The organism is Rhodococcus sp. NPDC054953, assembly GCF_053609225.1.
Genome location: NZ_JBSGXD010000007.1, coordinates 155,548 through 177,026, shown reverse-complemented (window position 1 = coordinate 177,026; position 21,479 = coordinate 155,548). Strand labels below are relative to the sequence as shown.

23 protein-coding genes and 1 pseudogene are annotated in these 21,479 nt (G+C 70.6%); 12 read left to right on the top strand and 12 right to left on the bottom strand.

Annotated features, from left to right (window positions below; genetic code table 11):
- Window positions 1–101: pseudogene (locus tag ACWF62_RS07840) on the bottom strand (superoxide dismutase); the annotation flags it as partial.
- Window positions 102–345: 244 nt separating this feature from the next.
- On the opposite strand from ACWF62_RS07840, the gene ACWF62_RS07835 reads away from it, so the two are divergent.
- On the top strand, window positions 346–1,512 hold the full coding sequence (locus ACWF62_RS07835) for an acyltransferase family protein (RefSeq protein WP_378508595.1): 1,167 nt from the start codon (window positions 346–348) through the stop codon (window positions 1,510–1,512).
- A 9-nt stretch (window positions 1,513–1,521) separates the two neighbouring features.
- Entirely contained in the window at window positions 1,522–2,190 is a 669-nt protein-coding gene (gene msrA, locus ACWF62_RS07830; protein ID WP_378508559.1) for a peptide-methionine (S)-S-oxide reductase MsrA, read from the top strand.
- A 39-nt stretch (window positions 2,191–2,229) separates the two neighbouring features.
- Here the strand turns inward: msrA and ACWF62_RS07825 are convergent, their stop codons facing one another.
- Window positions 2,230–3,159, bottom strand: a complete 930-nt coding sequence (locus tag ACWF62_RS07825) for an LLM class F420-dependent oxidoreductase (RefSeq protein ID WP_452629790.1) — start codon at window positions 3,157–3,159, stop codon at window positions 2,230–2,232.
- A gap of 253 nt (window positions 3,160–3,412) precedes the next feature.
- Between ACWF62_RS07825 and ACWF62_RS07820 the strand changes: the two genes are divergently transcribed.
- From ACWF62_RS07820 to ACWF62_RS07805, 4 genes are read left to right on the top strand one after another with little or no spacing between them, the layout of a single operon-like run.
- Entirely contained in the window at window positions 3,413–3,757 is a 345-nt protein-coding gene (locus tag ACWF62_RS07820; RefSeq protein WP_378508557.1) for a rhodanese-like domain-containing protein, read from the top strand.
- Window positions 3,758–4,666, top strand: a complete 909-nt coding sequence (locus ACWF62_RS07815) for a DUF4328 domain-containing protein (RefSeq protein ID WP_452629789.1) — start codon at window positions 3,758–3,760, stop codon at window positions 4,664–4,666.
- On the top strand, window positions 4,663–5,418 hold the full coding sequence (locus ACWF62_RS07810; RefSeq protein ID WP_378508555.1) for a glycerophosphodiester phosphodiesterase: 756 nt from the start codon (window positions 4,663–4,665) through the stop codon (window positions 5,416–5,418). The genes ACWF62_RS07815 and ACWF62_RS07810 overlap by 4 nt, the downstream gene beginning before the upstream one ends.
- A 41-nt stretch (window positions 5,419–5,459) precedes the next feature.
- On the top strand, window positions 5,460–6,395 hold the full coding sequence (locus tag ACWF62_RS07805; protein ID WP_452629788.1) for a DUF5926 family protein: 936 nt from the start codon (window positions 5,460–5,462) through the stop codon (window positions 6,393–6,395).
- Between the two features lie 68 nt (window positions 6,396–6,463).
- On the opposite strand, the gene ACWF62_RS07800 is transcribed toward ACWF62_RS07805, so the two are convergent.
- The 3 genes from ACWF62_RS07800 to ACWF62_RS07790 are packed head-to-tail and all read right to left on the bottom strand — an operon-like array spanning window position 6,464 to window position 9,344.
- The gene (locus ACWF62_RS07800; protein ID WP_452629787.1) at window positions 6,464–7,087 is read right to left on the bottom strand and encodes a LutC/YkgG family protein; all 624 of its coding nucleotides are present in this window, start codon (window positions 7,085–7,087) and stop codon (window positions 6,464–6,466) included.
- Window positions 7,084–8,598 carry a LutB/LldF family L-lactate oxidation iron-sulfur protein gene (locus ACWF62_RS07795; protein WP_378508552.1) on the bottom strand — a complete coding sequence of 505 codons (1,515 nt, stop codon included), beginning with the start codon at window positions 8,596–8,598 and terminating at the stop codon, window positions 7,084–7,086. Before ACWF62_RS07795 ends, ACWF62_RS07800 begins: the two co-directional genes overlap by 4 nt.
- A complete protein-coding gene (locus ACWF62_RS07790) occupies window positions 8,595–9,344 on the bottom strand; it encodes a (Fe-S)-binding protein (RefSeq protein ID WP_378508551.1) in 750 nt (249 codons plus the stop codon). The genes ACWF62_RS07795 and ACWF62_RS07790 overlap by 4 nt, the downstream gene beginning before the upstream one ends.
- A 188-nt stretch (window positions 9,345–9,532) precedes the next feature.
- Here ACWF62_RS07790 and ACWF62_RS07785 point away from each other — a divergent pair, with 188 nt between their 5' ends.
- Both ACWF62_RS07785 and ACWF62_RS07780 read left to right on the top strand, forming a co-directional pair.
- Window positions 9,533–11,200: an L-lactate permease gene (locus ACWF62_RS07785; RefSeq protein WP_378508550.1), complete on the top strand. Its 1,668-nt coding sequence runs from the start codon at window positions 9,533–9,535 to the stop codon at window positions 11,198–11,200.
- Between the two features lie 23 nt (window positions 11,201–11,223).
- Window positions 11,224–11,937 carry a FadR/GntR family transcriptional regulator gene (locus ACWF62_RS07780; RefSeq protein WP_378508549.1) on the top strand — a complete coding sequence of 238 codons (714 nt, stop codon included), beginning with the start codon at window positions 11,224–11,226 and terminating at the stop codon, window positions 11,935–11,937.
- On the opposite strand, the gene ACWF62_RS07775 is transcribed toward ACWF62_RS07780, so the two are convergent.
- From ACWF62_RS07775 to ACWF62_RS07755, 5 genes are all read right to left on the bottom strand, one after another.
- Entirely contained in the window at window positions 11,938–12,486 is a 549-nt protein-coding gene (locus ACWF62_RS07775) for a ferritin (protein WP_378508548.1), read from the bottom strand.
- Window positions 12,487–12,613: 127 nt separating this feature from the next.
- Window positions 12,614–13,159: a ferritin gene (locus ACWF62_RS07770; protein WP_378508547.1), complete on the bottom strand. Its 546-nt coding sequence runs from the start codon at window positions 13,157–13,159 to the stop codon at window positions 12,614–12,616.
- A 26-nt stretch (window positions 13,160–13,185) separates the two neighbouring features.
- Window positions 13,186–14,370 carry an LCP family protein gene (locus ACWF62_RS07765; protein ID WP_452629795.1) on the bottom strand — a complete coding sequence of 395 codons (1,185 nt, stop codon included), beginning with the start codon at window positions 14,368–14,370 and terminating at the stop codon, window positions 13,186–13,188.
- 288 nt (window positions 14,371–14,658) lie between these two features.
- Window positions 14,659–15,471, bottom strand: a complete 813-nt coding sequence (locus ACWF62_RS07760; RefSeq protein ID WP_378508546.1) for a CPBP family intramembrane glutamic endopeptidase — start codon at window positions 15,469–15,471, stop codon at window positions 14,659–14,661.
- 31 nt (window positions 15,472–15,502) lie between these two features.
- Window positions 15,503–16,270, bottom strand: coding sequence for a DUF2470 domain-containing protein (locus tag ACWF62_RS07755; protein WP_452629786.1), 768 nt, complete (start codon window positions 16,268–16,270; stop codon window positions 15,503–15,505).
- Between the two features lie 129 nt (window positions 16,271–16,399).
- Here ACWF62_RS07755 and ACWF62_RS07750 point away from each other — a divergent pair, with 129 nt between their 5' ends.
- From ACWF62_RS07750 to ACWF62_RS07735, 4 genes are all read left to right on the top strand, one after another.
- Window positions 16,400–17,128, top strand: a complete 729-nt coding sequence (locus tag ACWF62_RS07750; RefSeq protein WP_452629785.1) for a hypothetical protein — start codon at window positions 16,400–16,402, stop codon at window positions 17,126–17,128.
- Between the two features lie 127 nt (window positions 17,129–17,255).
- Complete coding sequence (gene pheA, locus ACWF62_RS07745) at window positions 17,256–18,176, top strand: prephenate dehydratase (protein ID WP_452629784.1); 921 nt, start codon at window positions 17,256–17,258, stop codon at window positions 18,174–18,176.
- Window position 18,177: 1 nt separating this feature from the next.
- On the top strand, window positions 18,178–18,843 hold the full coding sequence (locus ACWF62_RS07740; RefSeq protein ID WP_378508542.1) for a histidine phosphatase family protein: 666 nt from the start codon (window positions 18,178–18,180) through the stop codon (window positions 18,841–18,843).
- 112 nt (window positions 18,844–18,955) lie between these two features.
- Window positions 18,956–19,306 (top strand): antibiotic biosynthesis monooxygenase, encoded by a 351-nt coding sequence (locus tag ACWF62_RS07735; protein ID WP_452629783.1) that lies wholly within the window; start codon window positions 18,956–18,958, stop codon window positions 19,304–19,306.
- 8 nt (window positions 19,307–19,314) lie between these two features.
- Here ACWF62_RS07735 and ACWF62_RS07730 read toward each other — a convergent pair whose 3' ends face one another.
- Both ACWF62_RS07730 and ACWF62_RS07725 read right to left on the bottom strand, forming a co-directional pair.
- Complete coding sequence (locus ACWF62_RS07730; protein WP_452629782.1) at window positions 19,315–20,472, bottom strand: acyl-CoA dehydrogenase family protein; 1,158 nt, start codon at window positions 20,470–20,472, stop codon at window positions 19,315–19,317.
- A gap of 20 nt (window positions 20,473–20,492) precedes the next feature.
- On the bottom strand, window positions 20,493–21,476 hold the full coding sequence (locus ACWF62_RS07725) for an NAD(P)H-dependent flavin oxidoreductase (RefSeq protein WP_452629780.1): 984 nt from the start codon (window positions 21,474–21,476) through the stop codon (window positions 20,493–20,495).
- Between the last annotated feature and the right edge of the window lie 3 nt (window positions 21,477–21,479).

Genomic DNA, 21,479 nt, shown 5'->3' with positions numbered 1-21,479 from the left:
GCGTGGTGCTTGTCGTGGTGCAGCTCCATGATCTTGCCGGAGATGTGCGGCTCGAGGGCGGCGTAGTCGTAGGGCAGTTCAGGCAGCGTGTAGACAGACACTTCGGTCCCTTCCTTACGGGCGCGGGTGACGCCCGGCGTGTACCTATTCGATCCTTGCTCGGGCTCTAACCCAAACTCATTGGTACACCGTCCGCAATATTTGGCGTCACGCGCCCGGCGCCTTCCGGCGCTTCCCGGGCGGCGTCGGCGTCGTGTCTGCGCAGGGTGGGGCCCCGTCAATTCGTCCCGGTGGTGAACGGAACATTAAGATCGAGTGGTGCCCGAGCCGACCGTCCCACCCCCGGTGCGCGGTGTCGGCACCGCCGCGGCGCGGCGGCCCCACTTCGGCGGCGCGAACCTACTGCGGACGCTTGCGGTGCTGGCGGTCCTCTACTCGCACATCTCGTACTACCTGATCGACGACCTCGGCACCGGCTGGTGGATGATCGACACCGTCTACGAGGTGTTCGTCAAGGGCCTGAGGCTGCACCAGCACCTGTCGTTCCTCGGCGTCGCGGTGTTCATGGTGCTCACCGGGCTGCTGCTGACCGCGTCCGTGTCCGGTAACCATCCGGGCCGCTTCCTCGTCAACCGGGTCGGGCGGCTGCTGCCCGCGCTGTGGGTGGCGGTCGCGTTGGCGGTGCTGCTGGTCAAGGTCGGGATCAACGGCATGTTCAGCGGTCACGACGGCATCACCACCGGGCAGGCCGCGCTCAGCTTCGTGCTCGGCGGGTTCTTCCTCAAGCCCGAGGTCGCGGTGCTCGGGGTGACGTGGACGCTGGTCGTGCAGATCACCTTCTACGTGTACAGCGTCGCGACCCGTCCGCTGCTGCGCCGGGCCCCGGCCGCCGTGCCGATCCTCGGCGCCGCGCTGTGCTGCGCTGTGCTGATCTACAACCAGTACATTCCGCAGCCGTACTCCGTCCCGATGCTCACCAAGGTGGCCGCGACCCTGCCCGCGGTGTTCGTCGGCCAGGTCATCTACATGGCATGGACCCGGATGGCGAGTTGGCGGTGGCTCGCGGTCGCCGCGCTCGCGCAGGTGGAGGTCGTGCTGCTGGCCACCGACATCCGCGCCTACTGGGCCGGTGACCGATACCTGTGGACGATCGTGGTCGTCGCGAGCGCGGTGCTGGCGCTGGCGCGGTACGACGGCCCGATCGCCCGTTGGTCGGTCGTCCGCTGGACCGGAACCCGCAGCTACGCCATCTATCTGCTGCACACCCTCATCCTGTACCGGGCATACGACTGGACCGTCGGGCTCGTCGGCAAGACGGGTGCGGTCGTGGTGTTCCTCGCCGCGACGGCGGTCGCCTCGGAGCTGCTGTACCGGGCGGTGGAGGTGCCTGCCGGCCGCTGGATCGGGTCGGTGGCGGCGCGGGTCGGGGCGCCGAAGGCCGACCCGGGGGGTGCTGCCCGCCCCGGATCCGGGGCCGTCCGCGACGGATCCGAGGTGGCGGAGCGCGCGTAGCATCGGATCATGTCCTGGTTCGACGACATCCTCCGGCAGTCCACCGCGAAGTCCGTCCTGGTCACCCCCGATCAGGCCTTGCCGGGGCGGCCCGACCCGCTGCCGGTGCCCGCCGCCCACCACGTGAACGGCCACCGCCTGACGCCGCCGTTCCCGGACGGGTTGCAGACCGCGGTCGTCGGGATGGGGTGCTTCTGGGGTGCCGAGAAGGAGTTCTGGCAGGCCGGCGGCGTGTACAGCACCGCGGCCGGGTACGCGGGCGGCTTCACCCCCAACCCGACCTACGAGGAGGTGTGCTCCGGCCGCACCGGGCACACCGAGGTGGTGTTGGTCGTCTTCGATCCGGCGGTGATCACCTATGCGGCGGTGCTCCAGCTGTTCTGGGAGAACCACGACCCCACGCAGGGGATGCGTCAGGGCAACGATCAGGGCACCCAGTACCGGTCGGCGATCTACACCGTCGACGCGGAGCAGGCGGCGACGGCCACCGCCACCGCCGCCGCATACGGGAAGCGGCTCGCCGCCGCCGGATACGGCGAGATCACCACCGAAATCGCTCCCCTCGCCGCGTTCTACTACGCCGAGGACTACCACCAGCAGTACCTCGCGAAAAACCCCGGCGGCTACTGCCCGGTGCACGCGACGGGCGTCAGCTGCCCGATCGGGCTGGACGCCTGACCTGCTGTTTGGTGCTGCCCCGCGCCATCCCTGAGGGGGTCAGCCCAGCTGCGGCATGACCTCGCTTGCCACCAGGTCCAGGTGGTCGAGGTCGTCGAGGTCGAGGGTCTGCAGGTAGATCCGGCTCGACCCCTGCTCGCCGTAGCGGCCGATCTTGTCGACCAGCTCCGCGGGTGACCCGGCGAGACCGTTCGTTCGCAACTCATCGACCTCGCGGCCGATCGCGGCGGCACGCCCCGCGACCTCGCCGTCGTTCCGGCCGCAGCACAGCACCAGCGCGTTGGAGTAGACCAGGTCGGCGGGATCCCGGTCGATCGCGCGGCAGGCCGCCCGGACCCGCTCGAACTGGGTGGCGGTCGCCTCGAGCGACCCGAACGGCAGGTTGAACTCGTCGGCGAACCGTGCGGTGAGCGCGGGCGTGCGGGTTCGGCCGTTGCCCCCGATCAGGATCGGCGGTCCCGGGTGCTGATGCGGCTTCGGGAGGGCGGGCGAGTCGGCGACGCGGTGGTGCGCGCCGTCGTAGGAGAACGTCTCGCCGATCGGCGTCTTCCACAGGCCGGTGATCACCTCGAGGGTGTCCTCAAGGCGGTCGAACCGCTCCTTCAGCGACGGGAACGGGATGCCGTATGCAAGGTGCTCCTCCTCGTACCAGCCCGCGCCGATCCCGAGGTCGATGCGACCGCCGCTCATCGCGTCGACCTGGGCAACGGAGATCGCGAGCGGCCCCGGGTGCCGGAACGTGGCGGAGGTGACCAGGGTGCCGAGGCGGATCGTGGACGTTTCGCGGGCGATGCCGGCGAGGGTGATCCAGGCGTCGGTGGGGCCGGGCAGTCCGGTGGTGTTCATCGCGAGGTAGTGATCGGAACGGAAGAACGCGCCGTAGCCGGCCCGCTCGGCGGCCTGCGCGACGCGGAGCAGCTGATCGTAGGTCGCGCCCTGCTGTGGTTCGGTGAAGATTCTCAGTTCCATGGGTATCCACTGTGCACCATCGCCCGGCCCGCCGCGCCGTCCGACGGGGTGTGCACGACCTGTGAACAGGGCTGTGGAAACTGTGGACAACTCGGTGGACAACCTGTGAGTTTCGGCGCGAACCCGGACGTCGGGGCCGGATTTGTCGTGGGCAACCGGGTAGCGGCCATCCCCAGCCTGTGGAATCCGCTCCTGTGGAGCAATCCACCAGGCTCGGCTGCCGGGCGGGGCGGGAACGTGACACTATCGAATCGTGAGCTTTGGTGACGTTCCCTCGGTCCCCGTCACGGAGGTGCCCGTGCCTCCGTACGCCGCGGCGGTGCTGCTCGATATCCGCGAGGACACCGAATGGGCCGACGGCCACGCGCCCGACGCCCTGCACATCCCGATGTCCGACGTGCCCGCTCGGCGGGACGAGATCGACATCGACGCCGAGGTGTACGTGGTGTGCCGGTCCGGCGGCCGCTCGATCACCGTCGTCACCTACCTCAATGAGTGCGGCTTCGACGCGGTCGGCGTCACCGGCGGCATGGTGGCCTGGCAGCAGGCCGGTCGACCGCTCGTCGCGGACGACGACAGGTCGGCGAAGATCTACTAGATGAGCGCCGTCCAGGTCTGTGTCCGCTGCGCCGCACGCTGGCCCGTCGTCGGCGCGCCTGCCCAATGGTGTCCGGGGTGCCGCGGGGTGCTGCTTTCCCCGACGCTGACCGGGCACCCGGAGCCCGCGTCCCGCCGGAACTTCCGTTGGATCGCCCGCTCACCGGCGACGGCGCCCCGCACCCCGCCGAACCACACCGCAGGTCCGGACCGGACACCGTCCTACCCGCAGCCGCCCCGGTGGGGTCTGACGGATCAGCCACCGGCCACGGCCGAGGAGCAGGCGACCCGCACCGAACGGCTCGCGGAGCTGGCGCCGACCCTGCTCACCGCGACCGCCCTGCTGTTCGTGTTCGGCGCGGCCGCCGAACTGTTCCGCTACGTCCTGCTGTTGCGCAACCGGACCACGCTGATCTCCCCGACGATGCTCGTCGTCTCCGACGGCCTGGTCTTCACGGCCGGGGTGATGGCGCCGTTGGTGGCCTTCGCGGCCGCGGCCGCTTCGGTCGCCTGGCTGCTCGGCGCCCGCCGGGACGCGTGGCGGGCGGCGGGCCGCACCGATCCGCGGTCGCCGACCTCGATCGCGGCGGGCTGCCTGATTCCGGTGGCGAACCTGGTCTGGCCCGGGGTGTTCCTCACCGAACTGGCCGGACCCGACTCCCGACTGCGGGCGCTGGTCCGGATCTGGTGGGCGACCTGGGCGCTCGGTGGGGCGTTGCTGATCGTCGCGTTCGCCTGGCGCTCACACGATTCCCTGCAGGGCCGGGCCAACGGGGTGCTGCTGGCGGTGCTGGTGAACCTGGTGGCTGCCGCGGTCGCGACGCTCACCCTGATCGTGACGCGGCACGTCGACCGACTCGACCTCGCGGGCCGACCCCGCTCCGCCGTCCGGTGGCTGGTGACGACATGAGCCCGGATCGCCGGGGCCCCCTCGTCGTCGCGCACCGCGGTGCCTCCGCGGCGCTGCCCGAGCACACCCTCGCCGCATACGAACTCGCGCTCGACCAGGGCGCCGACGGGCTCGAATGCGACGTCCGGTTGACCCGGGACGGTCACCTGGTGTGCGTGCACGATCGCACCGTCGACCGAACCTCCTCCGGGTCCGGCAGGGTCAGCGAGATGACCCTGCGCCACCTGTCCGCCCTGGACTTCGGCGGCAACGGGGAACCGGTGTTGACCCTCGCCGAACTGATCACCCTGGTCCTCGACCACCCGGCCCCGACCAAGCTTTTCATCGAGACCAAGCATCCGGTGCGTTACGGCGGGCTGGTCGAGAGCAAGGTGCTCGCCGAGCTGTCCCGGTTCGGCCTGTCAGCCCCGGTGTCCGCCGATCATTCGCGGGCGGTGATCATGTCGTTCTCGGCGGCCGCGGTGTGGCGGATCCGCCGGGCCGCGCCGCTGCTGCCGACGGTGCTGCTCGGGGAGGCGTCCCGGTATCTCGGGGGTGGTGCGGCGACCACCGTCGGCGCGACCGCGGTCGGCCCGTCGATCCGGACGCTGCGCGAGCATCCCGACCTCGTCGACCGGGCCGCCGCCGCGGGCCGGGCCACCTACTGCTGGACGGTGGACGAGCGGGACGACGTCGAACTGTGCCGCGATCTCGGCGTCGGGTGGATCGCGACGAACCATCCCGGCCGCACCAAGGGGTGGCTCGACGGCTGAGCAGCCGGAGCGATGCGGCGGGTGCGTGTAGGTTTCCCGACGTGGGTAAGAGCAAACGAAACAGTGGTCCGAAGCCGGGCAGCAACCGCGCCGCCAAGCTCGCCGAGCGGCGAGCCGAGCAGGAGGCGGCCGCGTCGACGGCGGTGCCGCGGCCGTTCGAGGGGCTCGCCGCCGAGTGCGACCTGATCGCGCTGCGCGAGTTCGTCCCGTCGGCGACGGCGCCGCTGCCGGTGCGGTCGGGGGAGCGTTCGGTCGTCGTCGCGACGGTGCTGCCGGGTGCGGTCGCCGCGTTGGTGCGCGACGAGGAGCAGGCCGCTTCAGCGGCCGGCACCGCCGGCGTCGGCTTCGTCGGGTTGCAGGTGCAGTCGCAGTCCCCGGACCTGGCGGCGGACCTCGGTGCCGCGGCCCACTGGGCGCAGACGGCGACGCCGGGGGAGTCGCTGACCGCGGCGAACCCGCAGGCCGACGGGCCGCGGTTGGCCGATGTGATCGACCCCGCTGCCGCGTTGGACGTCACCGTGCACCAGGACTTCAACTGGTGGATCCCGGCGGGTGTCACCCCGGCGCCGGAGGTCGCGGCCACCGTCGAGCAGGCCAATTCGGTGATCATGCCGTCGGCGCGGTTGGAGGCGGACGGCGTCGTCGCCGCCTGGTGGGTGGACGCGGGGGAGAAGGCGCACTTGCGGTGGGTTCGCCCCGAGGACGAGGATCAGCTGATGCTGGCCCTGGCCCGGGTGCACGCCGCGGGCGGCCTGCACCTCGGTGAGGGTTCCCGGTACGCCGGGTCGTTCCGCACCCACGGCCTGCTGGTGCCGGTCTTCGACCTCGACCCGGAGAAGCACGCCCAGGAATGGGCGGCCGCCACCGCGGACCTCGGCGACCGCCTCGCGCAGGCCCTCGCCGTCGACGCCCCGCTGAACTCCGACGAGCGCCGCGCCCGCGACGGACTCCGCGGCCGCCAGGTCACCCTGCGGTAGGCGGCTCCGCCGCCCGTGAGTCTTTCTGGCCCCCTTGTGGGCCAGAAAGACTCACGGGCGCGGAGCGCCTATCCAGCGATGACGACGTGCAGGGTGCGCGGGCCGTGGACGCCCTCGACCCGCTCGAGCTCGATGTCGGAGGTGGCCGACGGCCCGCTGATCAGGGTGGTCGGCCGTTCCGGAACCAGGCGTGCGAGAGCCTCCGGGACCCCGACCTCGACGCTGTCGACGGTCACGACGCACAGGTGCACGTCCGGGACCAGGGTCAGTGCGCGGCGGCCCTGGTCGGGGCTGCCGTCGAGGAAAATGGTGCCGGTCTCCGCGGCGGTGACGGTGGACGCGGTCACGACCGCGTCCAGTTCCGACAGCCGTGGCGCGGGGGTCTCGGACGAGTCCACCTGCACCTCGCCGCCGAAGGTCGACAGCCACGAATCATCAAGCCCGGCAGGAACTCCGACGTGGTGCGCGCCGATCTCGCCGAGTACCCGGGTGATCGTGTCGGCGACCTCGGCTGCGGCGCACCGATGGACGTGCGCCTTGTAGTCGACGAGACGGTCAACGAGCAGGTCGATGCGGTCGCCGTCGGGCATGGTTCGCCCGGTTCGGTACGCCCGCGGAATATCTTGCGGTGCAGGAGGAGCCAGCTTCTGTGCGTCCCGGATCCGGGCGAGGACCGTCTCGCGCGCGCTCATTCCCGTCCCTCCGCTCGCGCCGCGTCCATCGCCGACCGACCCTCCGCGGACTCCCACCACTGCCGGAACGTCTGCTTCGGGGGCGCGGGGAGGTCGCGGGCCGCGGTCCAGCCGTTCAGCGGTGGGGGCAGCGTGGAGATTTTCCCTTTCTTCCCGGCGACCAACCGCCCGAGGCCCGCGGCCTTTTGCGCCACTGTGAATCGCCGCGCCGAACTCATCGCGATCGACGCCGCCCGCATCGCTGCCTTCTCCGCACCGAACCCGGCCTGCTCGACCTTCTGGTGACGCAGTTCGACGAGCAGTGACGGGATGTCGATTTTCACCGGGCAGGCGTCGAAGCAGGCGCCGCAGAGGCTGGACGCGAACGGCAGGCTGGCGTTCGGGTCGTCGTCCGCGTCCATCCCGGCGAGCTGCGGGGTCAGTACCGCGCCGATCGGCCCGGGATAGGTGGAGCCGTAGGCGTGTCCTCCGGTGCGCTCGTACACCGGGCACACGTTCAGGCACGCCGAGCAGCGGATGCAGTGCAGGGCCTGCCTGCCGATCGAGTCGGCGAGCGCGGCGGTGCGTCCGTTGTCGAGCAGGACCAGGTGGAAGGCCTGCGGGCCGTCGCCTGGCGTCACGCCGGTCCACATCGAGGTGTACGGGTTCATCCGCTCACCGGTCGAGGACCGCGGCAGCAGTTGCAGGAATACCTCCAGGTCCGCGTACCGGGGGAGCACCTTCTCGATGCCCATCACCGTGATGAGGGTCTGCGGCATGGTCAGGCACATCCGGCCGTTGCCCTCGGACTCGACGACGCCGAGGGTGCCGGTCTCGGCGATCCCGAAGTTCGCTCCCGACACCGCGACGGGCACGGTCATAAACTTGTGCCGCAGGAACTTTCGTGCCGCAGCCGCCAGGTGGGCTGGTTCCGCGTCGAGGTCCGGGTCCACGCCGGCCATCTCGCGCAGGAAGATCTCCCGGATCTCCGAACGGTTCCGGTGGATTGCCGGCACCAGGATGTGCGACGGCTTGTCATGTCCGAGTTGGACGATCAGCTCGGCGAGGTCGGTCTCGTATGCGGTGATGCCGTTGGCCTCGAGATGTTCGTTGAGCTCGATCTCCTGGGTGGCCATCGACTTCACCTTGATCACCTCGGTGGCGCCGGTTGCCCGGATCAGGTCGGTGACGATCGCATTGGCCTCGTTCGCGTCGGCGGCCCAGTGCACGACTCCGCCGCGCGCGACCACCGCGGCCTCGAGCTGCTCGAGCAGCTCCGGTAGTCGGTTCATCACGTCGGACTTGATCGCGGAACCGCTGTCGCGCAACTCCTCCCAGTCCGGCAGTTCGCCGGTGACCGCCAGCCTTTTGGCACGGATGGTGTGGGTGGCCTTGCCGATGTTGCGGCGCAGCTGCGCGTCCGCCAGCTCGTGGTGCGCGGCCTTAGGGAAGGTCTCGGTGCCGCGGAGGAACCCGACTCCCTGCGGCGCACGGGGCGGGACGGGGGGGAGTCCGAGGCCGACGGTGGTCATGCGGGCTCCTTCGGCGGGGTGGACGCGAGAATCTCGGCGAGGTGGATGGTGCGGGTGCCCATCTGCAACCGGGACATCCCACCGCCGATGTGCATCAGGCAGGACGAGTCACTGGCGCAAAGGGATTCGGCTCCGGTGGCCGCGACGTTGCGGATCTTGTCGGCGAGCATCGCGGTGGACGTCTCCGCGTTCTTGAGCGCGAAGGTGCCGCCGAAGCCGCAACAGGAGTCGGCCTCCGGGAGTTCGACGAGGTCGATGTCGCGGACCGCCCGCAGCAGCCGCAGCGGCTTGTCGCCGACCCGCAGCATGCGCAGCGAGTGACAGGTGGGGTGGTAGGTGACGCGGTGCGGGAACCAGGCGCCGACGTCGGTCACCCCGAGCACGTCGACGAGCAGTTCGGACAGCTCGTAGGTCTTGGCCTTGACCGTCTCGACCCGCTCGCGCAGCGCAACCCCGCCGTACCGGGCGGCGACGATCTCGTGTTGGTGTCGCACCGACCCGACGCAGGACCCGGACGGGGCGACGACCGCGTCGATCGCGGCGTCACCGAACTCGTCGGCATAGTTCGCCACCAGGGGCAGCGCGTCGGGTTGATACCCGGTATTGACGTGCATCTGGCCGCAGCACGTCTGGCCGGGTGGGAACACCACCTCGTGGCCGAGCCGGGTCAGCAGCAGTGCGGTGGCTCGGGCGGCGTCGGGGAACATCGTGTCCCCGATGCAGGTGGCGAACAGCGCGATTCGCATGGAGATCTCCGCAGTCGTCGTTGTGGTCAGACCACAGTAACCCACGGTCAACGCGTTTTCGCAAGATCGGCAACGATTCCGACTCGGAGCTCGATTGTGACCCCGGTCATGGTGTACCTTGCTGTGGTCTGACCACACAGTCACGACGAAACCCGCCGCCACCAGCGGCGCCGTCCCAGGAGTTTCATGTGGCAATCGACCACCTGGCGGTGACCTTCACCCCGGCCACCGACGCCGTCGCGCACAGCCTGACCGCCTCGGCGCTGGTCGGCCTGACGCCGTTGCTGACGTTCTTCGTGCTGCTCGCCGGTTTCAAGCTCAAGGCCTGGTACGCCGGCCTCGGGGCCCTCGCGGTCGCGGTGGTGGTCGCGATCGTCGGCTTCTCGATGCCGGTCTCGCTGACCGGGCTGTCGGCGCTGCAGGGCATCGCGTTCGGGCTCTTCCCGGTGATGTGGATCGTGGTCACCGCGATCTGGTTCTACGAACTGACCGTCGTCAGTGGGCGGTTCGAGGACTTGCGGCGGGTGTTCAACTCGATCGGCCGCGGCGACATGCGGGTCCAGGCGATGCTGATCGCCTTCTGCTTCGGCGGGATGCTCGAGGCGCTCGCCGGATTCGGTGCCCCGGTGGCCATCACCGGCGCGATGCTGATCGCCCTCGGCATGCCACCGATCCGGGCCGCCGTCACCGTCCTTGTCGCGAACACCGCCCCGGTCGCGTTCGGCGCCATGGCAATTCCGATCACCACCGCCGGAAACCTGACCGGCATCCCGGCGACCGAGATCGCCGCGGTCGTCGGCAGGCAGACGCCGGTGCTGGCGCTGTTCGTGCCGCTGCTGCTGCTCTTCCTGGTCGACGGGCGTCGCGGCATGCGGCAGGTGTGGCCGATCGCCCTTGTCACCGGCGTGGTCTTCGCGTTCGCCCAGTTCTGGTGTTCGAGCCACTTCTCCTACGAACTCACCGACGTCGTCGCCTCCCTCGCCGGTCTGGCGGCCGCCGTGCTGATGCTGCGCTTCTGGGCGCCGACCACCCCCGACGACCAGCGCTCCCACGTGGAACCGGAACCGCTCGGTGCGTCCCGGGTGTTCCTTGCCCTGTTCCCCTACCTGCTGGTGGTGGTGGTCTTCGGTGTCGCCAAGCTGTGGACCCTCGGCGTCGACCTGCCCGCCTGGCTGTCCGGCACCGACCGCCGGGTCGAGTGGCCCGGCCTGTACGGGAACCTGCTCACCGGCAGCGGCGAGCCCGCATCCAGCGCCGTCTACACCTTCTCGTGGCTGTCGAACCCCGGCACCCTGCTGCTGATCTGCGGTGTCATCGTCGCCGTCGTCTACCGCTTCTGGACGAGCAACGGGCAGTTCCCGATGTCGGTCCGCGCCGCGGCGACCACGTTCGGCGTCACCCTCGTCAAGATGCGCCTTGCCATCGCTACCGTCGCCACCGTGCTCGGCCTGAGCTACGTGATGAACCAGTCCGGGCAGACCGTCGCGATCGGTACCTGGCTGGCAGGCACCGGTGCGGTCTTCGCGTTCTTCTCGCCGATCCTCGGCTGGCTGGGCACGGCGGTGACGGGTTCCGACACCTCCGCCAACGCGTTGTTCGCGAAGCTGCAGCAGACCGCGGGACAGCATGCGGGGATCGACCCGACCCTGCTGGTCGCCGCCAACACCTCCGGCGGCGTCGTCGGCAAGCTCGTCAGCCCGCAGAACCTGACCATCGCGGCGACCGCGGTCGGTCAGGCGGGAAGCGAACCGGTGTTGCTGCGCAAGGTGATCGGCTACAGCCTCGGCATGCTGCTGATCCTGTGCACGCTGGTGTACCTGCAGTCGACGCCGGTGCTGGGATGGATGCTGCCATGAGCGGGCGCCTAGGCTGACCACCCATGTCGTCGCTGTCGTCCCCGCCGTCCGCCCCCCGCGCCTGGGAGCAGGTGCTGGCCAGTCTCGAGCGGATGCTCGTCTCCGGTGAGGCCCGTCCCGGCCAGCGGCTGCCCAGCGAACGGGCGCTGGCCGCGGACCTCGGGGTCGGCCGCTCCTCGGTGCGTGAGGCGCTCCGGGTGATGGAGGCGATGGGGCTGCTGCGCGCCCAGACTGGGTCCGGGCCGAACGCTGGCGCGATGATCGTCGCCCGACCCACCGGGGGAATGTCGATGCTGATGCGGATGCAGGTTGCAGCGCAAGGGTTTCCGGTCGACGACGTGGTCCGGACCCGGCTGATTCTTGAGTCGGAGGTAATGCGGACGCTGGCCGCGCAGCGACCGGTGCCCGACCTCGGCCCGGCCGTCGAATTGCTCGACGCGATGGACGGCGCTTCGCTCACCGCGACGGAGTTCCTGATCCTCGACTCCCAGTTCCACGTCGCCCTCGCGGACGCGGCCGGGAATCAGGTGGTGGCGGCGATGATGGCGGGTCTGCGTGCGTCCATCGAGTCGTACGTCGTCGGCGGCGTCGACCCGGCGGGCTGGCCGACCATCTGCAGCCGGCTGCGGCACGAGCACCGGGGCCTCGTCGAGGCCGTCGAGGCCGGGGATCCGCAGTTGGCCCAGCACCGGATCCGGGACCACATCCGCGGCTACTACGAGGGCGTCCGATCCTGACTAGATCGCGCCGCCCGCGATCGGGGGTGCGCCGACCGAGCCGTCGGGGCCATTCATCTCGCGCGCGACGAACGCCTCGAGGTCGAACAGGTTGGTTCCGGCCCGGTCCGCGACGGTGAGCAGGGTGTTCATCGTCGCGACCTCCTCGACCTGCTCCTTGAGGAACCACTGCATGAACTGCTCGCCGAGGTAGTCGCCCTCGTCGCGGGCCGTGCGGGCGAGGGCGACAATCTGCTCGGTGACCGCCTTCTCCTGTGCCAGTGCGAGCGCGATCGGCTCCCGCGGGGCGCCGAAGTGCGATTGCGCCGGGTCGACACCGGTGAGCGCGACCTCGATGTCCCGGTCGAGGAAGTACTGCACGATCATCATCGCGTGATTCCGCTCCTCGACGGACTGGGCGTAGAAGTGCTGCGCCAGTTGCGGAAGATCCGCATTGTCGAAGTACACGGCGATCGCGATGTACTGATGCGACGCATTGAACTCGTTGCGGATCTGCTCGTGGAGGAGGGCGTGAAACTTGGTCTGGTTCGCGTCATCCGGTGTGGGCATGGCAGCGACAATAACGCTGGTCAGGGCGCCCCGCATCCAAGCGCAACCTTATTGAGGGCAGTGTTTCCTAACTGAGTTCACCCTATTTTCGGGGTGCCCGCCGGGGCCGCGCGCGTGGCCCAGCCGGTCAGATCGGTCCGCCGGCGGGCCGCGGTGCCGACGGATCCGGAGCGGCGGTCGAGTTCAACTCGCGGGCCACGAATTCCTCGATGTTGAACAGGTTTCCGCCCGCCCGATCGACGATCGTCAGCAGCGTACTCATCGACGCCACCTCCTCGACCTGCTCCTTGAGGAACCACTGCATGAATTGCTCGCCGAGGTAGTCGCCGGTGTCACGGGCGGTGCGGGCGAGGGCGGTCACCTGCTCGGTCACCGTATGCTCCTGCCGCAGAGCCAGTTCCACGGGTTCGCGAACCGAGGTGAACGTGGTCACCACCTCGCCGACGCCGGGCACGTGGACGTCGAGGCCGTTGTCGACGAGGTACTGGATCATCATCATCGCGTGGTTGCGTTCCTCGTTCGCCTGCGCGTAGAAGCGCTGCGCGAGTTGCGGCAGGTCGTGACTGTCGAAGTACACCGCGACCGCGATGTACTGCTGGGACGCGGTGAACTCGTTGCGGATCTGCGCGTCGAGAAGGGCGTGGAACTCGCTGCGCTCACTGGTCTCGGACATGCGGCCGAGCCTACCGTCGCCCCGGATCAGTTGGTGGTGACCAGGTCCGCGGGCACCGGCTCGTCGTTGGCCAGCGCATCGAAGAACCGGGAGGCCGCGTCCCGGTCCCAGCGCAGCACGTTGCCGGATCCGGCGACGTCCTCGAACCCGCCGATCGGGACCGTGGTCGTCACCAGGTCGCCGCGCATCGCCAGGGCGAGCGCGCCCAGGTGCCACAGGTGATCGTCCTCGTCCACCTGCAGCGACCCCGCCGCCTCGGTGATCATCGGCCACAACCGCAGCGGATTGATCATCGTGCCCAGACTCGTCGCCTTGTCCAGCATCGCCGACATGAACAGGCGCTGGTTGTTCATCCGATCCAGGTCGGCGAGCGGGGTTGCGCGGCTGCGGACGAAGCCGAGCGCCTCGGGCCCGGTCAGATCCTGGCACCCGGCCTGCAGGTTGATCCCCGCGAGCGGGTCGTCGATCGGGTACGGCACGCACAGGTGGACGCCGCCGATCGCGTCGACGATGCCGGCAAAGCCGCCGAATCCGATCTCCGCGTAGTGGTCCATCCGCAGGCCCGTCGCCTCCTCGACGGTCTGCACCAGCAGTTGCGGTCCGCCGCCGTCGATCGAGAAGGCCGCGTTGATCTTGTCGCTGCCCCACCCGGGAATGTTGACGTACGAGTCGCGGGGGATGGACACCATCGTCGCGCCGCCGCTCTTCGGGATGTGCACCACGATGATGGTGTCGGTGCGCTTGCCCTGGATGTCGCCGCCCGCGGCCAGTTCCCGGTCCTGCTCGGCGGTCAGGCCCGCGCGGCTGTCGGAGCCGACCAGCAGCCAGTTGGTGCCAGGGGTATCGGCGATCCGTCCTGGATAGTCGGCGAGCGCGTCGATCCGATTCAGTGAGCGGTCGAGGTAGACCACCGAGCCGACCATGACCAGCAGCAGCACCAGCACCGTCAGCCCGAGGCGGCGGCCCCAGCGGGCGCGACGCCTCGGTGCCGGCTCCGCTGGCGGCGGGCCGGCGGGGCGTCGTGGGCGCGGCGGCGGTGGCGGCGGCGGGACCGGGGTCCCGGCGCGGCGCTCGGGGTACGGACGGGGGGTCTGCGTCGGGGCGTGACCGGAGGCCGCCCTGGGGCGGGGTTGCGGCGCGGGGAGGGGCGGTCGCGGGTCCGGTTCCTGGGACCACGCCCGCGCCGGGGCGGGGCGGCCGTCGCGGCGGATGACCTGTGTGCCCTCCGGCGGTGGCGCGGGCCGATTCCGCGGCGGGGGCCCGCCGCGGACCTGGCCCGGACGGGGGTCCGGGTGCCGAACGGGGTACTGCTGCGGCGGCACGCTGCCCCGGTGCGGCTGCGGTCGCCCCGCGCCCTGCGGTGCGGGCCCCGAACCGTGCCCGCGCCGCGGATCGGCCCCGCGCCCCACCGCGGGGTCACGGGGGTCGCGATATCGGGGGTGGTCGCCGCTCACCCAAGAAACTGTACTGGCGACCACCGGATTCCTGGTCGACGTCGGTCAGGGCAGCCACGGCAGGTGGTCGTGCAGCACGGTGTAGCCGACGAACGCGACGGTGTCGATCAGCCAGTGCGCGACGACCAGCGGCCACAGCTTCCCGGTCCGCTGCCAGTACCGGCCGAACACCAGGCCCATCACGACGTTCCCGAGGCCGCCGCCGATGCCCTGGTAGAGGTGGTAGCTGCCGCGGAGCAGGGCCGACGCCCCGAGCGCGGCGTTCTCGCTCCAGCCGAGTCGCCGCAGCCGGGAGAGCAGGTAGGCGACCACCAGCACCTCCTCGGCGGCCGAGTTGGCGAGCGCCCACAGCACCAGCGCGGGCAGCCGCCACCAGTGGTCGTCGACGGTGCTGGGGACCACGGTGAGGTTGGCCCCGACCGCGGTCGCGGCCAGGTAGAGGACCAGCCCGGGCAGCCCGATCAGCGCGGCGAGTCCGACACCCGGCAGCAGGTCGCGTCGCCAGCGCGGGCGCGGGCCGAGACCGATCCGTTCCGGCCCGAGCCCGCTGCGCCACAGCAGGTACAGGCCGAGTGCCGCCCACGCGCAGAGTCGGGCGATGCCGAGCAACTGCCTACCGAGGTCGATCCAGCCGATGGTGGAGCGGGAGGCGTTCAGGGCGACGGACTGGTCGGACAGTTGGCCCGGTGCCATCGCGGTCTCGATCAGCGACAGGGCACCGGACAGCCCGCTGAGACCGAAGGTGACCAGCAGGACGACCGTGACCTCGACCCACAGCGCACGGCGCTGCGCTGGGTCCAGTGGTGGGTCCGTCGGTGTTGGCGGGGTCGGCCGGAGCCAGTCGTCGAGCCGGGTCACGTGACGACGATAGGCGCGAGCGCGGCGCGCCTCAGTGTCGGGCGCGCAGGCCGTTGAGGAACGGGCAGCCGACGAGGATGCGCAGCGCCCGGTTCAGTCCGGCGGCGTCGTCGACGGGTTCGGCGAACGGCAGGCGGACGTCGTTGTCGCCGGTCGGTCCCTCGACCCGCAGTCGGATGCCGTAGCGGTCCAGCCCGAGTGGGCGGACCCGTCCGTGGCGCAGATGCGACGGAAGGCGCTGCGCCAGTTGATGAACGAGGTCGCCGTGGCCCGCCTCCAGATGCTCGAGCCAGCAGTCCTCCACCGACCAGAACGGGTCGAGCGGCGCGGTGAGGAGGTCCCCGAGCGGCACCGGTTCGGCGCCGTGGCTGTCGGCGACGACGACGGAGTCGAGCACCAGTCGCAGCAGGGTGGTGGTGTGGCCGACGTCGAGCAGGGCCGGGTCCGGGTGGTCGGCGGCGACGGCGGAGGCGAGGGCGCGGACCGCCTCGGCGGGGACGGCGTGCAGGCTGCCGCGCAGCCACACCAGGGAGCGGACCGGTTCGCGCAGGACGAGCGGTGCGTGGTCGGTGAGTTCGAGGACGGCGGGCAGGCCGCCGCGGCCGGCCTGCCAGGTCAGCGCGGTGACCGCGGTGCCGTCCGGGACGGCGAGGACGACGTCGCCGCCGGAGCGCAGGTGGTGGACCGCGACGGTGACCGGATCGCTGCCGTCGGCGGCGAGGACCGCCTGCCCGGCGCGAGCGCAGGCGGTGCGGACGCGTTCGGCGGTGGACGGGCCGAGGACTGCGGCGGCGGTCATGATGCTCCTTTTCGGTCCGCGCGGGGTGGATTCCCGAGATGCGGCGGCGGTCACAATAGGTTAGCCATGCCTAAGTTAGATGAGAGGGGCGGGCCGCGCAAGGGTTCGCGCCGGGGATACCGTTGACCGGTGGCCACCCTGCTCAACCTGCAACCACCCGCCCCCAGCGAACCCCAGCCCCCGTTCGCGGGGCTGATCTCCCGGGCCAGCCCCGACGCCGACAGCGCCCGTGATCGCGCACGGGACGCGCTGGTCGGTCCGCCGGTGCGTGCCGCGTCCGCGCTCGGCGACACGAACGGCCTCGACGGCCCGCTGTGGCTGCGTCTGGACCTCGCCCCCGAATCGCTTGTCGTTCCGGTGGAGCCTGCGCGGATCGAGGTCGACTGCCCCCTCGAGCACCTCGACGACGCGCTCGCCCTTGCCGCGGGCGACCCGGTCCGGCTGCCCGGCCTGCTCGCGATCCGCGTCCACCCCGGTGCGGCAGGACGCGGGTGGGCGGCCGAGTCCGCCGAGCGCATCGTCGCCGCAGGCGCGCAGCCGGTGCTGTCCGCCGGGCTCGACGCCGACGACGTCGCCGACTTCCTTGCCGTGCTCGCGCACTCCGACACCGGGTTCGTCGCGCACGCGGCCGACGGGGCTGAGGTGGTCGCGATCCTCGCCGCCACCATCGCGGCGCTGCGCGGTGACGACATCCCGGCCGCGTATCGGACGGCCGACCCGGGCCCGGTCGCCGCGCTCAGCGCGGCCGCCGCAGCCGCGGTGCGGGAGGTGCTCGCCGGGATCGCCGTTCCCGACGCCGACGCGGTCGCCGAGCAGCTGCGGGCACGCGGCATCCACGCCGGCATCGGCCTCGCCTGATCCCAGCCCGCCCGCCCCCGCTGGCTGAACGGACGCGTCACTCGATCAGCGGGGTGCCGTGGCGGCATGTCGGATTCGGTGTGTCGGGCGCGGGGAGGGGGTTGGCGGGGGTGCGTAACCTGGACGGGTGCCGCGCATCGCTTACTTTGGACCCTCCGGAACCTTCACCGAGATGGCGCTCGACCAACTCGAGTCGTCGGGTGCCTTCGACGGTCCGGTTGAGCGGGTCGTCGCCACCAGCCCGCCTGCCGCGCTGGCGGCCGTTCGGGACGGATCGGTCGAGGGGGCGGTGGTGCCGATCGAAAGTTCCGTCGAGGGTCCGGTTCGGCCGACGATGGACGCGCTCGCCGCTGGCGACCGGTTGCAGATCGTCGCGGAAACCGAACTGGACGTGGCCTTCACGATCGTGGGCCGGCCGGGCACCGACCTCGCCGACGTCCGCACCATCCGGGCGTACCCGGTCGCCGAGGCGCAGGTGCGGAACTGGATCGAGGCGAACCTGCCGGATGCCGTCGTCGAATCGGCGTCGTCGAACGCGGGTGCCGCCGAGGACGTCGCCGCAGGCCGCGCGGACGCCGGGGTGTCCACCGCGCTCGCCGGCGACCGCCTCGGGCTCGCTGCGCTCGCCGAGGGAGTCGCCGACTTCTCTGGTGCCCGAACACGTTTCGTCCTCGTCACGCGACCCCGCCCGGTGCCCCGGGCGACCGGGTCCGATCGCACGTCGGTGGTGCTGCAGCTTCATCACGAGCCCGGATCCCTGGTCGGGGCAATGGCCGAATTCTCCACCCGCGGAATCGATCTCACCCGAATCGAGTCCAGGCCGACCCGGGTCGAGTTCGGAACCTACCGCTTCTACCTGGACTGCAGCGGGCACGTCGAGGATTCGGCGGTGGCGGAGGCCCTGAAAGCCCTGCACCGCAAGCACACGGTCCGGTTTCTTGGGTCCTGGGCGACGGCTACACCCGGCCAGGGCCGACCGCCGTCCGACCAGGAGGCGAGCGGCTGGCTCGAGCGGATCCGGGGCGGCGAACCGGAAGGAACGAACTGACGTGGCGGGCAAACTGATCCTGGTCCGGCACGGACAGACCGAGGCGAACGTCGCCCGCCGGTTGGACACCCGGCTGCCGGGCGCGCGCCTCACCGCGATGGGGGAGGGGCAGGCGCAGGCGTTCGGGACGGCGTTGGCCGGTCCGCCCCCGAAGGCGGTGGTCGCGTCGGAGGCGTTGCGCGCCAGGCAGACCGCCGGATTCATCGAGCGGGCCTCCGGGATCGTGGTGCAGGTGCACGAGGGTATCCACGAGGCACAGGCCGGCGACCTGGAGGATCGTGCCGACCGGGCCTCGCACCAGATGTACGCGTCCGTCTTCCACGCCTGGCATCAGGGCGAGCTCGGCGCAAGGATGCCGGGTGGCGAGTCCGGTGCGGACGTTCTCGAGCGGTACCTGCCCGTCGTGGAGTCGCTGCGCGGCCGCTACCTCGACGGCACCGACGAGGACGGCGACGTGCTCGTCGTCAGTCACGGCGCCGCGATCCGACTCGTCGCCCGGCACCTCGCCGACGTCGACGGCACCTTCTCCGCGGACACTCACCTGGACAACACCCAGACCATCGAGCTGGTCCCGACGGCCGCCGGGTGGGAGTGCGTGCGCTGGGGCGCGCTGCTGGCCCCCTTCCGCCCGCCCGCCGTCGACATCGTCGACGACCCGATGGGGTGACCGCCGCGGGACCGGCCCGCACCCGGGCGAACCGTGCTGGTCACCGCAGCCGTGCCTGGTAAGTTCGGAACGCACACGGCGCGTCCGTCGTGCGTGAGCCGAGGCAGGGGCAGTGACCGAATCCGATGACCCCGGCAACCCGGGTGCGGTTGCCAACGTCACCACGACGATCGTGCGCCGGATCATGTCCGGTCGCGACGACGCCTTCGCCGATTGGATTCAGAGCGGTCTCGGGCTCGCCCGGATGTTCCCCGGCTTCCTCGGCGGCGGCTGGCTGAAGGAGAGCAGCACGTCGGACGTGTGCGTGATCGTGCTCCGGTTCGAAACCCGTGATGCACTGGACAAGTGGATGACCTCGACGCTGCGGGGCGGCTGGCTGCGGATGGGCGAACACATTGCCGTTGACATCCCGGTCGAGCATGCGTCGAAGGTGGTCGACCTCTTCGACCGCCCGCGCAGCTGACCGGGCCGCTACCTAAACCCGGCAGCGATGTCGCGGCCGATGATCTCCTTCATGATCTCGGTGGTGCCGCCGTAGATGGTCTGGATCCGGGCGTCGACGTAGGCGCGGCCGATCGGGTACTCCATCATGTAGCCGTAGCCGCCATGCAATTGCACACCGCGGTCCACGACCCGCTTCTGCAGTTCCGAGGCCCACCACTTAGCCTTCGACGCGTCGACCGCGGTCAACTCGCCCGCGTTCATCGCGATCACGCAGCGGTCGACATGCGACTCGGTGACCTCGATCTCGGTGAGCATCTCGGCGAGGGCGAAGCGGGTGTTCTGCAGATCTCCGATCGGATTGCCGAATGCCTTGCGCTCGAACGCGTACGCCGCCGTCCACTCGTACGCGGCGCGCGCGGCGGTGATCGCGCTGACCGCGATCCCGATCCGCTCCAGCGGCAGGTTCTCCATCAGGTGGACGAACCCGCGACCCTCGGTGCCGAGCAGGTTCTGCGCAGGCACCCGGACGTCCTCGAAGACGAGTTCGGCGGTGTCCTGCGCGGCGAGACCGACCTTGTGCAGCTTCCGCCCCCGGCTGAACCCGGGTGCGTCACGCTCGACGACGATCAGCGAGAAGCCCTTGCTGCCTGCGTTCGGGTCGGTGCGGCACACCACGATCACGAGATCGGAGTGAATGCCGTTGGTGATGAACGTTTTCTGCCCGTTGATCACCCATTCGTCGCCGACCCGCACGGCGGTGGTCCGGATGCCCTGCAGGTCGGACCCTGCGCCGGGCTCGGTCATCGCGATCGCGCCGATCAGCTCTCCCGACGCCAACCGGGGCAGCCAGCGTTCCTTCTGTGCGTCGGTGCCCAGGTGCAGCAGGTACGGGATCACGATGTCGTCCTGCAGGCTGAGGCTCGCACCGAACGAGGTGCTTCCGGTGCGGGCGATCTCCTCCGCGACCACGTGCCGGAACCGGTAGTCGGTGACACCGGACCCGCCGAACTGCTCGGGGACGCCGAGGCCGAGGATGCCGGACTTGCCCGCGGCGAGGTACGCCGACCGGTCGATCAGCCGGTCCTCCTCCCACTGCAGGTAGTGCGGCTCGACCTCGCGGGCCAGGAACTCGCGGACGGTGTTGCGGTAGTCCTCGTGGTCGGCTTCGAAGTGGGTGCGCTTCATGGTCGCTCTCCTCTGGTGGATCAGGTGTGGACGGGATTCAGCAGTCCGGCAAGACGTTCGGATATCAAGGCCTCGGCGTCGGCGACGATCCGTTCGACGAGGTCTCCGGCGGTGGGGATGTCGTGGATGATGCCCTGAACGGTGCCCACCGACCAGATGCCTGCCTCGGGGTCCCCGTTCTCGTAGACCAGACGTCCGCGAGCGCCGGCAACCAGCTCGCGCACATCCTCGAACAGTCCGCCCCGGCTGAGGATGTCGACGACCTCGCGGCTGACGGTGTTGCTCGCGACGCGCGCGGTGTTGCGCAGGGGCCTCAGGATCAGTTCGGTGTCGGTCTCGTTCGCCGCGACGATCGCCTCCTTGATCGTGCGGTGGATCGGTGACTCCTCGGTGCACATGAAGCGGGTGCCCATGTTGATGCCGTCGGCACCGAGTGCGAGCGCCGCGACCAGACCGCGGCCGTCACCGAAGCCGCCGGACGCGATCATCGGGATCGTGATCTGTTCCGCGGCAGCGGCGATCAGTACCAGTCCGGGGACGTCGTCCTCACCGGGGTGCCCCGCGCATTCGAAGCCGTCGATGCTGATGCCGTCGACGCCGAGGTCCTGCGCCGCAACCGCGTGCCGGACGCTGGTGCACTTGTGCAGCACCTTGATCCCGGCGGCGTGGAAATCGGGTAGGTGCGGTGCGGGGCTGGAGCCCGCGGTCTCGACGACCGTGACCCCGGAGTCGATGATGACCTGCCGGTACTCCTGATAGGGCGGCGGGGTGATCGCCGGGAGGATGGTCAGGTTCACGCCGAACGGTTGGTCGGTCAGCTCGCGGGTGCGGGCGATCTCCCTGGCCAGCTCCTCCGGAGTGGGCTGCGTCAGGGCGGTGAGCATGCCGAGCGCACCCGCATTGGCCACGGCAGCAACGAGTTCGGCGCGTCCGACCCACTGCATGCCGCCCTGCACGATCGGGTGACGGACGCCGAAGGTTGTGGTGAATGCGGTGGACAGCACGAT